This is a genomic window from Aeromonas sp. 600774, assembly GCF_049175075.1.
GTDB lineage: Bacteria > Pseudomonadota > Gammaproteobacteria > Enterobacterales > Aeromonadaceae > Aeromonas > Aeromonas veronii_A.
The window spans coordinates 129,199-140,340 of sequence record NZ_JAAKUJ010000017.1 but is presented as its reverse complement, the minus strand read 5'-3'; the positions used below and the strand labels follow the sequence as shown (position 1 = coordinate 140,340).

Genomic DNA, 11,142 nt, shown 5'->3' with positions numbered 1-11,142 from the left:
AAAAAATGATTTAGATGGGTCGTTAGCTCAGTCGGTAGAGCAGTTGACTTTTAATCAATTGGTCGCTGGTTCGAATCCAGCACGACCCACCATCATTTCAGAATCCCAGGTCGTTTAGCTCAGCTGGGAGAGCACCTCCCTTACAAGGAGGGGGTCACTGGTTCGATCCCAGTAACGACCACCATATTCGCAAGCGAGGCTGAGATATAAGCTTCAGTTGCAGAGAAAGTCCCCATTCAGATGGGGATTTTTTTTTGCCTGAAATTCAGTACTCCCGCTTCTTCTGTTGCCGTTGTGGCGAGCAAAGCACCACCTCTTATTGTGCCACTCTGCCACTCTGCCACTCTGCCACTCTGCCACTCCGATCCTTCTTCATCCTGCTCTTCCGAGATTGTTCGACGGCCACTGACTTCACTCCTGTCCATCGTGATGCTGCTCATATGAACGCCTGTTAAAGCAAACGCCAGCAATAAAAAGGGCAGGCCAAGGCCTGCCCGCACGGATTCGCAAGGTGTTACATGATCCCGCGGATCAGGATCCCGCTGATCAGCAGCGGCGCCACCACGCGCCAGCACCAGAGCAGCGCCAGACGCAGGGTGGGTGACAGGCCCGAAGGGAGAATGGCATCACCCAATCGCCAGCCCAGCAGCAGGGTCAGTACCAGACCAAACAGCGGCATCATCAGGTTGGAGGTCAGATAGTCGAGCAGCTCGAAGATGGTCTTGCCAAACAGGGTCAGATCGTTCCATGGGCCGAACGACAGGCTCACCGGAATGCCGGAGGCCATGATGAGCAGGGTCAGTACCCGGCAGGCTCCACGACGCGACCAGCCCCACTCTTCGGTAGTGAAGCGCACCAAATGCTCCAGCATGGAGATGGAGGAGGAGAGAGCGGCGACCAGCAGCAACAGGAAGAAGATCACCCCCAGCCCCTGACCGAACGGCAGATGACTGAACACGGCAGGCATGGTCATAAAGGTGAGCCCTGGGCCCGCGGTGGGATCGATGCCGGTGGAGGCCAGCGCCGGGAAGATCATCAAGCCTGCCAGCACCGAGATAAGGCTTGCCAGTGTGACCACCCAGACCCCGGAGCGCAGCACCCCTTCGCTATTGGGCAGGTAGGCGCCATAGGTAGTGTGTACCCCGAGCCCGATGGAGAGGGAGAAGAAGGCCAGCCCCAGCGCGTCCAGCACGCTCTGGCCGGTCAGCATGGAGAAGTCCGGCAGCAGCAGCTGGCGCACACCCGCCATGGAGCCCGGCATGGAGAGACCGACCCCCACCAGCAGCAGCATCATGATGAAGAGCGCGGGCATCATCCAGCGCAGTGCCCGCTCCACCCCTTTCTGAATACCCCCCTGCACGAACCACCAAGTCAGGCCCGCGAAGATCAGATGGGTCAGCACCGGCCACCAGGGGTTGCTGACATAGCCGTTGAACAGGGCGGTGAGGGCGCTCCCCTCGCTCAGGTTGAGCTTGCCAGCCATCGCCAGCGCGGCGTAACCCACGGTCCAGCCACCGACCACGCTGTAGAAGCTGTAGATAAAGAAGCCGCAGGCGATCCCCATATACCCCATCCAGCGCCAGTTCGGCCCCACCAGTTTGCGAAAAGCGCCGAGCACCCCGCGCTGGCTATGGCTGCCGAGCAGGGTTTCGCCGACCTGTACCGCTACCCCCAGGGTGAAGCTGAACAGCAGAAACACCAGCAGAAAGGCGCCACCGCCATTGGTGGCGGTCACATAGGGAAACTTCCAGATGGCACCAAGGCCAATCGCTGTGCCTGCTGCGGCCAGCACATGACCGAGACGGGAAGACCACTGAACCTGGCTCATACAACCTCCGGGTAACACGACATCGAAGCAATACTCCTCTGTAGCAATAAACGACAGACAACAAAAAGGCCGCCCGAGGCGACCTTTGCAATGAACATTCAGAAAAACTGTGCGTGCAAGGTCACCTCTCTTGCGAGCTAAAAAATCGACCAAACAGCACGAGGATGGCAGACATGAGGTGGCAACCTGACCAATGAATGAGGGAACAGCCTAAACCATGGAAAGAATAATTGACACATAAAATCAAAAATTTTTTATGTGTGCCGCTGTCACCACTCTGGCTATACGTACAACTCAATGGGGGAAAACCTCGCCGGGCCGTATCTTTTCTACCTTGTGGCTATTTACTGGGCGATAATCGACGTAGCTTCTTCTGGAACTAGTGACCGCTACATGGCGCTGACGGGAACAACGATGAGACAGGATGTCGTATGAGATGGATGGTGCTGCCCTGGTTACTGATCAGCCTGAGTGTGTCGGCGCAGTCCGGATTAACCCTGCTGAGTCACGACTTACCCCCCTTTACCGAATACCGCGATGGCAAGCTTGATGGCTTCGCCATTCGTTTGATTGATGAGGTGCAGGAGGAGCTTGGCACCCGCTATCCGGTGCGGATTTACCCGCTCAAGCGGGCGCTGGCGCTGGCACGGGTCGAGCCCGGCTATGGACTGTTCGTGGTACAGCGGCTCCCGGAGCGGGAGTCCCATTTCAAATGGGTTGGCCCGCTCTTTATCAATCGGGTCTTTATCTATCAGGCGCCGGATAGTCGCCACCCGCTGACCTCGCTGGCACAGCTGCGGGATCTGCCCAGAGTGGGGGTAGTGCTGGGTAATGCCGATGATGTGCGGCTGACCCATGAGGGCTACACCAATCTGGTGCGCTACAAGACGGTCGGGGAGGCGATAGAGCGGCTGATGCTGGGCAAGATCGATGCCTTGCCGATGGCGGAGCTGGTGATGGAGGCCACCCTCGACAAGATGGGGTTATCCCGGCGCAGCATCGTCAGCAGTGGCGTACTGCTCCATCAGGCCGGTCTCTATATCGTCTTCTCCAAGGGAACGGATGATGCCGAGATCACCCGCTGGCAGCATGCCCTGGAGGCCGTCAGAGCCGCACAGGGGCGGGCCGATGAGCCCACCCGCGAAGAGTAACCGTCACACCAGACCGCGAATCAAGATCCCGCCGATCAGCAAGGGGGCAATCCAGCGCCAGCAGTTCATCAGCAGGTGATGCCAATGGCTGGCAATCCCCTGCGGCAACGCCTTGCGCCCCAGTTTCCAGCCCAGCAGCAGCGTCAGCATCAGGCCGAACAGCGGCATCATCAGGTTGGAGGTGACAAAGTCCAGCAACTCGAAAATGGTTTTGCCAAACAGGGTGGCGTGTTGCAGCGGGCCAAACGACAGGCTGACCGGAACACCGCTAATCATGACGAATCCAGTGATGGCGCTGCAGGCCGTGCGGCGGGACCAACCCCAGGTCTCGCACAGGAAGCACTGCAAATGCTCCAGCAGGGAGATGGCCGAGGAGAGCGCCGCAAAGACCAGCAGGGCGAAGAAGATCACCTCAAGCACCTGACCGAATGGCAGCAGCTGAAACACCGCCGGCATGGTCATAAAGGTGAGGCCGGGGCCGGATGCCGGGTCGATACCGGTCGAGGCCAGCACCGGGAAAATCATCAGCCCCGCCAGTACCGCCACCATGCTGGCCAGCAGCACCACCCAGAGGCTGGAGCGGCCAACCCCTTCGCTGGTCGGCAGATAGGCGCCGTAGGTGGTGTGGATGCCAAGACCGATTGAGAGGGAGAAGAAGGCCAGCCCCATGGCATCGAGCACGCCAGACATCCCCAGCTTGCTGAAGTCGGGCATCAGGAAGTGACGTACCCCCGCCATCGCATTGGGCAGGGTGAGGCCAAAGGCGACCAGCATCAGGATCATCAGGAACAGGGCTGGCATCATCCAGCGCAGGGTGCGCTCCACCCCTTTCTGAATGCCGCCTTGCACCACCATCCAGGTGAGGGCGGCAAACAGCAGGTGGGTGAGGATTGGCCAGACGTCGCCGCTGACATAGTCATTGAAGCGGGCGGTGAGGGCTGCTGCATCACCATAGTTGAGATCGCCGGAGATGGCCATGCCGGTATAACCCAGGGTCCAGCCGCCCACCACGCTGTAGAAGCAGTAGATGAGCAGGGTAGAGATCACCCCCATTACCCCAACCCAGCGCCACTGTTTGCCGAGCAGATCGGAGAAGGCACCGACTACCCCGCGGCGACTCATGCTGCCGAGCAGGGTCTCCCCCATCAGTACCGCCACCCCCAGGGTGAAGCTGAACAGCAGAAAGACCAGCAGGAAGGCGCCGCCACCGTTGACTGCGGTGACATAGGGGAATTTCCAGATTGCGCCGATACCGACCGCGGAACCCGCTGCGGCGAGGATGTAGCCGAGTCGGGATGACCATTGGGACTGCTTCATAAGAACTCCAATCGAGCGCCCCTTGGCAGGGGCAGAATGGCGCTCATGTTACGGAGGTCACGGCGCAATCACTACGACGGTTATCAGGTGTAAATGCGATTTGTTGGCATGAATGGCTAATTTAATTCTGTTTTTTGCCCAATCCTGCCACCAAATAAAAACCGGAGCGAGATTGCTCCGGTTTGGTCTCTGACAACTGCTCGTCGGTGGACTAGATCACTCCGAGCTCCCGCAGCCGCTCCATCAGGTAGCTGTGGGCGGTATGACGCTCGGAGAGCACCACATCCGGGCGCGGATGGAGGAACAGCGGCAGCGAGATACGCGACTTGGCGGCATTGCCACCAGTCGGGTTGATGACGCGGTGAGTGGTGGAAGGGTAGTAGCCGCGAGAGGCCTCCTGCAGCATGTCGCCGATATTGATGATGAGGGTGCCAAAGTCACACGGCACATCCATCCATTCGCCGTCGGAACCCTTCACCTGCAGCCCCGGCTCGTTGGCGGCGGGCAGAATGGTAAGCAGGTTGATATCCTCGTGGGCGGCGGCGCGGATGGCGCCCGGCTCCTCGGTGCCATCGAACGGCGGATAGTGCAGCACCCGCAGCAGGGTCTTCTGGCTCTCTTCGATCATCGAGGAGAGGGGGCAGCTGTAGTTGGCGGCGATATCGGCCGGGGTATACTGCTCCACCCAGCCCAGCAGCTCGGCGGCCAGACCGTTGGCCAGACGATAGTACTCCATCGCCTGCTCTTTCAGCTCTTGTGGTATCTGGCCCCAGGGGTAGATGTGGAAGTACTCCTTGATGTCTTTCTGGCTATGGCCCTTGGCCACCTCGGAGACCGACGGCGGGAAGTAGCCATCTTGAGTCTCGCGGTTGAACAGGAAATCCTGCTTCTGCTCGCTCATGAAGAAGCGATACCAGTTGTCGTAGATGGACTGCACCAGCTCTTTCGGAATGGGGTGGTTGGTCAACACGCCAAAGCCGGTGGTTCGCAGGGATTCGGTGAAGCGTTGGGCCGCATCGGGTGAGCGGTAATCGACGGTCAGGACTTTCATTGTTTTTGTTGCGCGCCAGTTAAAAGATGGCGCAGTTTACCTTGCACCTGATAACAAGGAAAGCGGGTTGGCCACCCCGTCTGGCACGGCGTTGAATAGTGACAAAAACATCAAATAAACCGCGCCAGACCGCACGGGAGCGCATCCCTTGTTATGGCCTTTTATCCTCTCTAGAATGCCGCTCACTATCTTTTCCGGAGTCTGTTCATGTCCCCCAAAATCCTGTTGCTGACCCTGCCGGTATTGCTGGCGGGATGCAGTGCCCTGTCAGAAGATGAGTGCCGTACCATGAGTTGGTACAACCTGGGTTATCAGGATGGATCGGAAGGCAAAACCCGTCAGGCGACCCGCGACTACGTTTCTTCTTGCAGTGAATATGGCCTCAAAGTGGATGAAGCCGAGTGGAAACGGGGCTACGACAAGGGGCTGGAGCTCTACTGCATTCCCGAGCTGGCTTACAGCAAGGGCAAGGAGGGGCAGGCTTATCTGGGGGTATGCCCCAATGACGCCAGCTTCCTCAAGCAGTATCAGCGTGGCTACGAAGAGTACAAACTGGCTGCTCGCCTGCGGGAGATCAGCGACGAGCTGGAGCGTACCGAGCGGGATATCGATACGCTGGAGCGCAACATCCGCAACGAAACCAACACGGAACAGCGCGACTACTACCGCGCCAAGCGCGATCGGGCCATTCGCCACTACGAATCCCTGCGCCGGGAGTACAACCGTCTGCGCTATCCGGATCGGGTGATCCAGTTCTCCTTCGGCGGTTAATCCCTCTCTTCATGGCCAGCCCGTGTTCTGGCCATGTTGCATCCTGTCAGATCAGGGCAGTACCCAGCGCTGCAGCGCCAGTGCGATACCATCTTCGTTGTGGTCGGCCGTGACCCGATGGGCATGGCTCTGGATCTGCGGGGCCGCATTGCCCATGGCCACCGCCAGCCCAACTTGCTCGAACATGCTGATGTCGTTGTTGTTGTCCCCAAACGCCACCACCTGCTCCATCGCAATCCCTTCGCTGGCGGCCCACTGGGCAAGCCGGTTGCCCTTGCTGCAACCGGGCTGTACCAGCTCCACCGCATAGGGGGCCGCCCAGTCGCGGGTAAAGGGCATCTGCTCGACCACCTCGCCCATAAAGGTGTGCAGGCGCGCCGGATCCTGATTGAACAGCTCCAGTTTCCAGACCGGGTTGTCGAGCCAGCCTGCCAGCTCCTCGACCGGGTGGAGGGCGATCTTGAGGTGGTCCGGCTGATTGGCCGACCAGTGGCGGATGCGGGTGACATGCTCTTCACAGCCGATGTAGCCAATGCCCTCGCTCAGGTGGAACAGGGCGCCCATCTGCTGAGCTTCGACCGCGGCCAGCAGCTCGGTAAGCGGGGCGGTAGCCAGCGGGTCGCCGCTGAGGATCCCGTTCTGCACCGGATCATAGAGATAGGCGCCGTTGCTGCAGATGAGGGGAGTATCGAGGGCCAGCTCGTGGTGAAAGGGGCGCGCCGTCATATAGTGGCGCCCCGTGACCAGCAGCACCTTGATGCCGTGGGCGCGGGCCTGCGCCAGTGCTGCCCGAGTGGCCGACGAGATCTTGTGATCACGGGTCAGCAGGGTGCCATCCATATCGAGCGCGATGGCCTTGTACTCACTCATAGCTCCTCCGGAGATGCGAACGGTGGGTGGTGGCTGCAGCCATCCATATCACTCCACCGTCATGGGATGAGCAATAAACTCCCAAAACCATCAATGCCATGCAAGGGTTCCGTGCCGTCGAGCGGCAAGGTTGTGATCGGGAGCGGGGTTATGGGATAACCAGCTAGCACTAAAAACAACAAAGCAGGCGCCGGGATGCCTGCTTTGTTGCCTTCGGGGAGGGGGTTCTCTCGTTCCAGCCCGTCGTTTCCCGATAAGGTAAGACGGCTGATGGGGCTCTTGACCCGGTAAGGTCCTTCACCGCAGAGACCCGGTCAGGTATCTGCTTTGCCACCGGAAGATGTAACCATAGTATCCCTCCCGTGCTGGTGAGTGGTTGCAAAGTAACCACTTATTTCGGTTGTTTTTGCAATAGTTCACCCTTAATCTAGAAAAAGTAGATTAGTCATTGCAACGAGGAAGGGTAAATGCTGAAACTTGATCGCATAGACAGACATATTCTCGAGCTGATGCAGGAGAATGGCCGCATCAGTAATCTGGAGCTGGCCGAGCTGGTGGGGCTCTCGCCGTCCCCCTGCTCCCGCCGGGTCAAGGCGCTGGAGGATGCCGGTCTCATCGACACCCACGTTACTCTGCTCAACGCCCGCCAGCTTGGCCTCACCCTCACCGCCTACATTCACATTTCCATGGACAGACACACGCCGGAGCGGTTCGAAAACTTCGATCGCGCCATCAGCGAGTTGCCCGAAGTGCTGGAGTGTGACCTCATCACCGGCAATGATGCCGACTACCAGCTCAAGGTGGTGGTGCGCGACATGGAGCACTACCAGCACTTCCTGCTGGACAAGCTGACCCATATTCCGGGGGTGACCGGTGTGCGCTCCAGCTTCGTGCTGCGCCGCATCAAGCACAAGACGGCGCTGCCTCTCAACCATCTGGGTTGAGGCTGCGCAAACCGCTTAATAGAAACAGAAAGAGGAGGCCACTGGCCTCCTCTTTTGCTATTCGCTCTTGGTTGTTCGGTAGTGGTTATCGGGTCTGGATTAGCTGTCGCGGTGACGGGGAATGGCGACTGCTGTGGTCAGACGCTGACCTGGCTGATGTCTTCCACCTGCAGCAGCCAGCCGCTCTGCTCCTGCTGCGGTTCGCCGCTGACCCGCAGCCGCTCGCCGGTCGGCACCCACTGCCCCTCGGGCAGGGAGACCAGCAGACTCTCGCTGCCGTTGTCGAACAGCCAGCGATCTTCGCCAAGCGATTCAATCAGATAACCTTCCATCTCCACTCTGGACTCGGCTTGCCAGGATGGCGCAACGGAATCACGGCTCTCGATGAAATCCCCCTGAACACCAAAACTGGCTAGCCCCCACAGAATGGAGAGCCCGACGATGGATGTTTGCATCTTGTCTCTCCTCTTTTGGAACTGTAGGGCCAGTATGGGAACAGAAAACTGAGCGCACCATGAACAAGGTGGCAAAGTGCTGGCGAGATCGCGAAAAAATCCGGCCAATTGGCCGGCAGTGTCATTTTATGGTGCCTGGATCACACTATTTGGCGGCTTCTTCTGCCATCCGTTCAGCTCTTGGCTTATTCGTCCACATGGCTACCCCGCGATGATCCCCACAGATCCCCTCTGCCACCACGGCGCGAACCCGGGTGCCATCTTTGCAAATGGCCTGCCAGGCGTCGGCATCATCAATGGCGAGCGAGTTGGGGGGCGGCGTGGTTTGGCAAGCCGTGAGCAGCAGAGCGCACAGGGGGAGCAATTTTTTCATGGCGGACTCCTCGGGGTAATGGGGGACTGAGAGGATGGGGATGGCCTCTCCATCAGGGCTTCACTCCCCAGCATCAGTGATAACCGGTTAAGGGGCAAGGGGAGGGGTCACCGACAGGCGCAGGTGCCGTGCAGTTGGGGCTTGCCCTGTGCCCTCCTTGGGCCTAAGGTGGGGCCGTTTTATTGCCTGATTGAAGGAGCGTTTTCATGTCCACTCTCTATCCCCGCGTCGGGGTCGGCGTCATCCTGACCAACGCCCAAGGCCAGGTGCTGCTTGGCAAACGCAAGGGAAGCCATGCCCCCTACTGGTCGATCCCGGGTGGTCATCTGGAGTTGGGGGAGAGTTTCGAGTCGGCGGCGATCCGCGAGGTGGCCGAGGAGACAGGACTTGAGATCCATGGGCCCGAGGTGGTGGCGGTGACCAACAATCTGGAGACCTGGCGCGAGAGCGGGTTGCACTATATCTCGGTGACACTGTACGCCCAGGCCGATGGCGAACCGCAACTGCTGGAGCCGGAGAAGTGCGAAGGCTGGGTCTGGTGCGATCCGCGCGCGTTGCCCGAGCCCCATTTCGACGCCAGCCGTCAGTCCATCGCCTGCTGGCTGGCGGGACGCTGCTATCTGCCGGGTGATGTGCCCATGGTGTCGGCCCAATCAGTCTGATTGTCATAAAACGATCATCGCGCTGTCATAATATCTCCTCTCCATCGGGAGAAGAGGGATGAGGGAGAAGAGCGTGGGACAGGTATTTATTCAGTTTTTATGGCTGGGATGCATCAGCTTTGGTGGTCCGGCCGCTCATATCGGCTATTTCCAGCGTACCTTCGTCCAGCGGCTCGGCTGGCTGACACAGGCCGAATTTGCCCGCTTGCTGGCGCTGTGCCAACTGCTGCCGGGGCCCGCCTCCAGCCAGCTTGGTTTCGCCATCGGTCGTCATCGCGCCGGTCTGGGCGGGGCGCTCTCTGCTTTTATTGGCTTCACGCTGCCCTCATTTCTTCTGCTACTGGCGGCTGCGATCGGCATCGGCCAGCTGGGCAGCAATCTGTGGCTCGATGCGGCGCTGCATGGCCTTAAACTGCTGGCGCTTATCGTGGTGGCCGATGCGGTGCTCACCATGAGTCGTCAGTTCTGTGCCACGGGAATGACCCAAGGGATTATGGTGGTGACCGCTGCTGCACTCTGGTGGCAGCCCGGTCTGCTGACTCAACTGTTGATGCTGGCGGGAGCGGCGCTGATCTGCGCCCGCAGCCAGCGCGGGGCGGGCAGTGTGCCAGCCTCCGCCGAGCTGCCTTCTGCCGCCAGCAGTCAGCCTCATTGGCCTACCCTGCTGATGTTTGGCATCCTTTTTATCGGTCTGCCGCTGCTCGGTAGCCCGCTTGGCCAGCTGGTTGCCGACTTCTATCGCGCCGGTAGTCTGGTGTTTGGCGGTGGCCATGTGGTGTTGCCGCTACTGCAAGAGAGCGTGGGACACACTCTCAACGAGCAGCAGTTTCTGACCGGTTACAGCCTGGCCCAGTTGGTGCCGGGCCCCATGTTTACCCTTGCCACCTATCTTGGCGCCCAGCTGCAACCCGAAATGCCGCTGATCGGGGCCCTGTTGGCGACCATGGCGCTGTTTGTGCCCGGTTTTCTGCTGCTCTGGGCGGTGGGCCCCTGCTGGCAACAGTGGCTGGCCCGGCCCCGTCTGGCGGGGGCCGTCACCGGAATCAACGCCGCCGTGGTGGGCTTGTTGTTGGCGGCCCTCTATCAGCCGGTGTGGCAGAGTGCGGTGCTGGCGCCGACCGATCTTGCGCTGGCGGCCATAGGCTTTTATCTGCTGCGGGTGTTGAAGTTGCCGGTGCCGGCCATCGCGGCCCTGTTGGTGATGGCTGCTATCCTGCTGGCGTGAAGCCGGTGAAATCCCGATAAAAAAACGGCGCCTCCATAACGGAGGCGCCGTTTTTATTGCAATGGGTAAACCGTTCAGACCTCGGGTTCGAAATCCAGACTCAGGCTGTTGACGCAGTAGCGCTGGCCGGTCTCGGTCGGTCCATCGGGGAAGACGTGACCGAGGTGAGAGCCGCACTGGCGGCAGGTGATCTCCACCCGCTTCATGCCGTGGCTGTTGTCCTCGGTGTACTCCACCGTCCCCTCGATGGCCTTGTCGAACGAGGGCCAGCCGCAGCCGGAGTCAAACTTCGCTCCTGAGTGAAACAGCACGCTCTTGCAGCAGACACAGAGGTAGTCGCCGCTCTTGCGATTGTGGAGCAGGGCGCCGCTGTAGGGGCGCTCGGTGCCCTTCTCCCAGCAGACGTGAAACTGCTCGGCGGTCAGTTTGCTGCGCCACTGTTCCGGATTGTTACTGCTCATACCGACTCCTTGCCATCCATACCGGAGCCCAGCA

Annotated in this window: 13 protein-coding genes and 2 tRNA genes; 7 read left to right on the top strand and 8 right to left on the bottom strand. The window is 59.8% G+C overall.

What is annotated here, in order from left to right:
• Positions 1-16: 16 nt before the first annotated feature.
• Both G5171_RS18345 and G5171_RS18340 read left to right on the top strand, forming a co-directional pair.
• Positions 17-92 (top strand) — tRNA-Lys (locus G5171_RS18345).
• Between the two features lie 16 nt (positions 93-108).
• Positions 109-184, top strand: a tRNA-Val gene (locus G5171_RS18340).
• A gap of 52 nt (positions 185-236) precedes the next feature.
• Here the strand turns inward: G5171_RS18340 and G5171_RS18335 are convergent.
• Together G5171_RS18335 and G5171_RS18330 are read right to left on the bottom strand one after the other, a co-directional pair.
• Positions 237-440: a hypothetical protein gene (locus G5171_RS18335; protein ID WP_421251145.1), complete on the bottom strand. Its 204-nt coding sequence runs from the start codon at positions 438-440 to the stop codon at positions 237-239.
• Positions 441-514: 74 nt separating this feature from the next.
• Complete coding sequence (locus tag G5171_RS18330; protein ID WP_421251146.1) at positions 515-1,828, bottom strand: sodium-dependent transporter; 1,314 nt, start codon at positions 1,826-1,828, stop codon at positions 515-517.
• A gap of 431 nt (positions 1,829-2,259) precedes the next feature.
• On the opposite strand from G5171_RS18330, the gene G5171_RS18325 reads away from it, so the two are divergent.
• Positions 2,260-2,979, top strand: a complete 720-nt coding sequence (locus G5171_RS18325; protein ID WP_005362977.1) for a substrate-binding periplasmic protein — start codon at positions 2,260-2,262, stop codon at positions 2,977-2,979.
• Between the two features lie 3 nt (positions 2,980-2,982).
• Here G5171_RS18325 and G5171_RS18320 read toward each other — a convergent pair whose 3' ends face one another.
• Both G5171_RS18320 and G5171_RS18315 read right to left on the bottom strand, forming a co-directional pair.
• Positions 2,983-4,296, bottom strand: a complete 1,314-nt coding sequence (locus G5171_RS18320; RefSeq protein WP_421260555.1) for a sodium-dependent transporter — start codon at positions 4,294-4,296, stop codon at positions 2,983-2,985.
• A 211-nt stretch (positions 4,297-4,507) separates the two neighbouring features.
• The gene (locus G5171_RS18315; protein ID WP_421260554.1) at positions 4,508-5,347 is read right to left on the bottom strand and encodes an isopenicillin N synthase family dioxygenase; all 840 of its coding nucleotides are present in this window, start codon (positions 5,345-5,347) and stop codon (positions 4,508-4,510) included.
• A 207-nt stretch (positions 5,348-5,554) separates the two neighbouring features.
• Here G5171_RS18315 and G5171_RS18310 point away from each other — a divergent pair, with 207 nt between their 5' ends.
• A complete protein-coding gene (locus G5171_RS18310) occupies positions 5,555-6,118 on the top strand; it encodes a DUF2799 domain-containing protein (protein ID WP_421260553.1) in 564 nt (187 codons plus the stop codon).
• A 51-nt stretch (positions 6,119-6,169) separates the two neighbouring features.
• Here G5171_RS18310 and G5171_RS18305 read toward each other — a convergent pair whose 3' ends face one another.
• Positions 6,170-6,988 carry a Cof-type HAD-IIB family hydrolase gene (locus G5171_RS18305; RefSeq protein ID WP_421260552.1) on the bottom strand — a complete coding sequence of 273 codons (819 nt, stop codon included), beginning with the start codon at positions 6,986-6,988 and terminating at the stop codon, positions 6,170-6,172.
• 467 nt (positions 6,989-7,455) lie between these two features.
• On the opposite strand from G5171_RS18305, the gene G5171_RS18300 reads away from it, so the two are divergent.
• Positions 7,456-7,932 carry an Lrp/AsnC family transcriptional regulator gene (locus G5171_RS18300; RefSeq protein WP_005304871.1) on the top strand — a complete coding sequence of 159 codons (477 nt, stop codon included), beginning with the start codon at positions 7,456-7,458 and terminating at the stop codon, positions 7,930-7,932.
• 137 nt (positions 7,933-8,069) lie between these two features.
• Here the strand turns inward: G5171_RS18300 and G5171_RS18295 are convergent, their stop codons facing one another.
• Together G5171_RS18295 and G5171_RS18290 are read right to left on the bottom strand one after the other, a co-directional pair.
• The gene (locus G5171_RS18295; RefSeq protein ID WP_005343224.1) at positions 8,070-8,387 is read right to left on the bottom strand and encodes a hypothetical protein; all 318 of its coding nucleotides are present in this window, start codon (positions 8,385-8,387) and stop codon (positions 8,070-8,072) included.
• A 145-nt stretch (positions 8,388-8,532) separates the two neighbouring features.
• The gene (locus G5171_RS18290; RefSeq protein WP_005335715.1) at positions 8,533-8,760 is read right to left on the bottom strand and encodes a hypothetical protein; all 228 of its coding nucleotides are present in this window, start codon (positions 8,758-8,760) and stop codon (positions 8,533-8,535) included.
• A gap of 206 nt (positions 8,761-8,966) precedes the next feature.
• On the opposite strand from G5171_RS18290, the gene G5171_RS18285 reads away from it, so the two are divergent.
• Complete coding sequence (locus tag G5171_RS18285) at positions 8,967-9,422, top strand: nucleotide triphosphate diphosphatase NUDT15 (protein ID WP_421260551.1); 456 nt, start codon at positions 8,967-8,969, stop codon at positions 9,420-9,422.
• Between the two features lie 73 nt (positions 9,423-9,495).
• On the top strand, positions 9,496-10,647 hold the full coding sequence (gene chrA / locus G5171_RS18280; protein ID WP_421260559.1) for a chromate efflux transporter: 1,152 nt from the start codon (positions 9,496-9,498) through the stop codon (positions 10,645-10,647).
• Positions 10,648-10,721: 74 nt separating this feature from the next.
• On the opposite strand, the gene msrB is transcribed toward chrA, so the two are convergent.
• Entirely contained in the window at positions 10,722-11,108 is a 387-nt protein-coding gene (msrB, locus tag G5171_RS18275; protein ID WP_042079988.1) for a peptide-methionine (R)-S-oxide reductase MsrB, read from the bottom strand.
• Between the last annotated feature and the right edge of the window lie 34 nt (positions 11,109-11,142).

What these genes read in the sequence shown, in the direction of transcription:
- G5171_RS18300 (WP_005304871.1), top strand. Translation starts at nt 7,456, where the DNA reads ATGCTGAAACTTGATCGCATAGACAGACATATTCTCGAGCTGATGCAG.
- G5171_RS18305 (WP_421260552.1), bottom strand. Translation starts at nt 6,988, where the DNA reads ATGAGTGAGTACAAGGCCATCGCGCTCGATATGGATGGCACCCTGCTG.
- G5171_RS18290 (WP_005335715.1), bottom strand. Translation starts at nt 8,760, where the DNA reads ATGAAAAAATTGCTCCCCCTGTGCGCTCTGCTGCTCACGGCTTGCCAA.
- G5171_RS18285 (WP_421260551.1), top strand. Translation starts at nt 8,967, where the DNA reads ATGTCCACTCTCTATCCCCGCGTCGGGGTCGGCGTCATCCTGACCAAC.
- G5171_RS18315 (WP_421260554.1), bottom strand. Translation starts at nt 5,347, where the DNA reads ATGAAAGTCCTGACCGTCGATTACCGCTCACCCGATGCGGCCCAACGC.
- msrB (WP_042079988.1), bottom strand. Translation starts at nt 11,108, where the DNA reads ATGAGCAGTAACAATCCGGAACAGTGGCGCAGCAAACTGACCGCCGAG.
- G5171_RS18320 (WP_421260555.1), bottom strand. Translation starts at nt 4,296, where the DNA reads ATGAAGCAGTCCCAATGGTCATCCCGACTCGGCTACATCCTCGCCGCA.
- G5171_RS18325 (WP_005362977.1), top strand. Translation starts at nt 2,260, where the DNA reads ATGAGATGGATGGTGCTGCCCTGGTTACTGATCAGCCTGAGTGTGTCG.
- G5171_RS18335 (WP_421251145.1), bottom strand. Translation starts at nt 440, where the DNA reads ATGAGCAGCATCACGATGGACAGGAGTGAAGTCAGTGGCCGTCGAACA.
- G5171_RS18295 (WP_005343224.1), bottom strand. Translation starts at nt 8,387, where the DNA reads ATGCAAACATCCATCGTCGGGCTCTCCATTCTGTGGGGGCTAGCCAGT.
- G5171_RS18310 (WP_421260553.1), top strand. Translation starts at nt 5,555, where the DNA reads ATGTCCCCCAAAATCCTGTTGCTGACCCTGCCGGTATTGCTGGCGGGA.
- G5171_RS18330 (WP_421251146.1), bottom strand. Translation starts at nt 1,828, where the DNA reads ATGAGCCAGGTTCAGTGGTCTTCCCGTCTCGGTCATGTGCTGGCCGCA.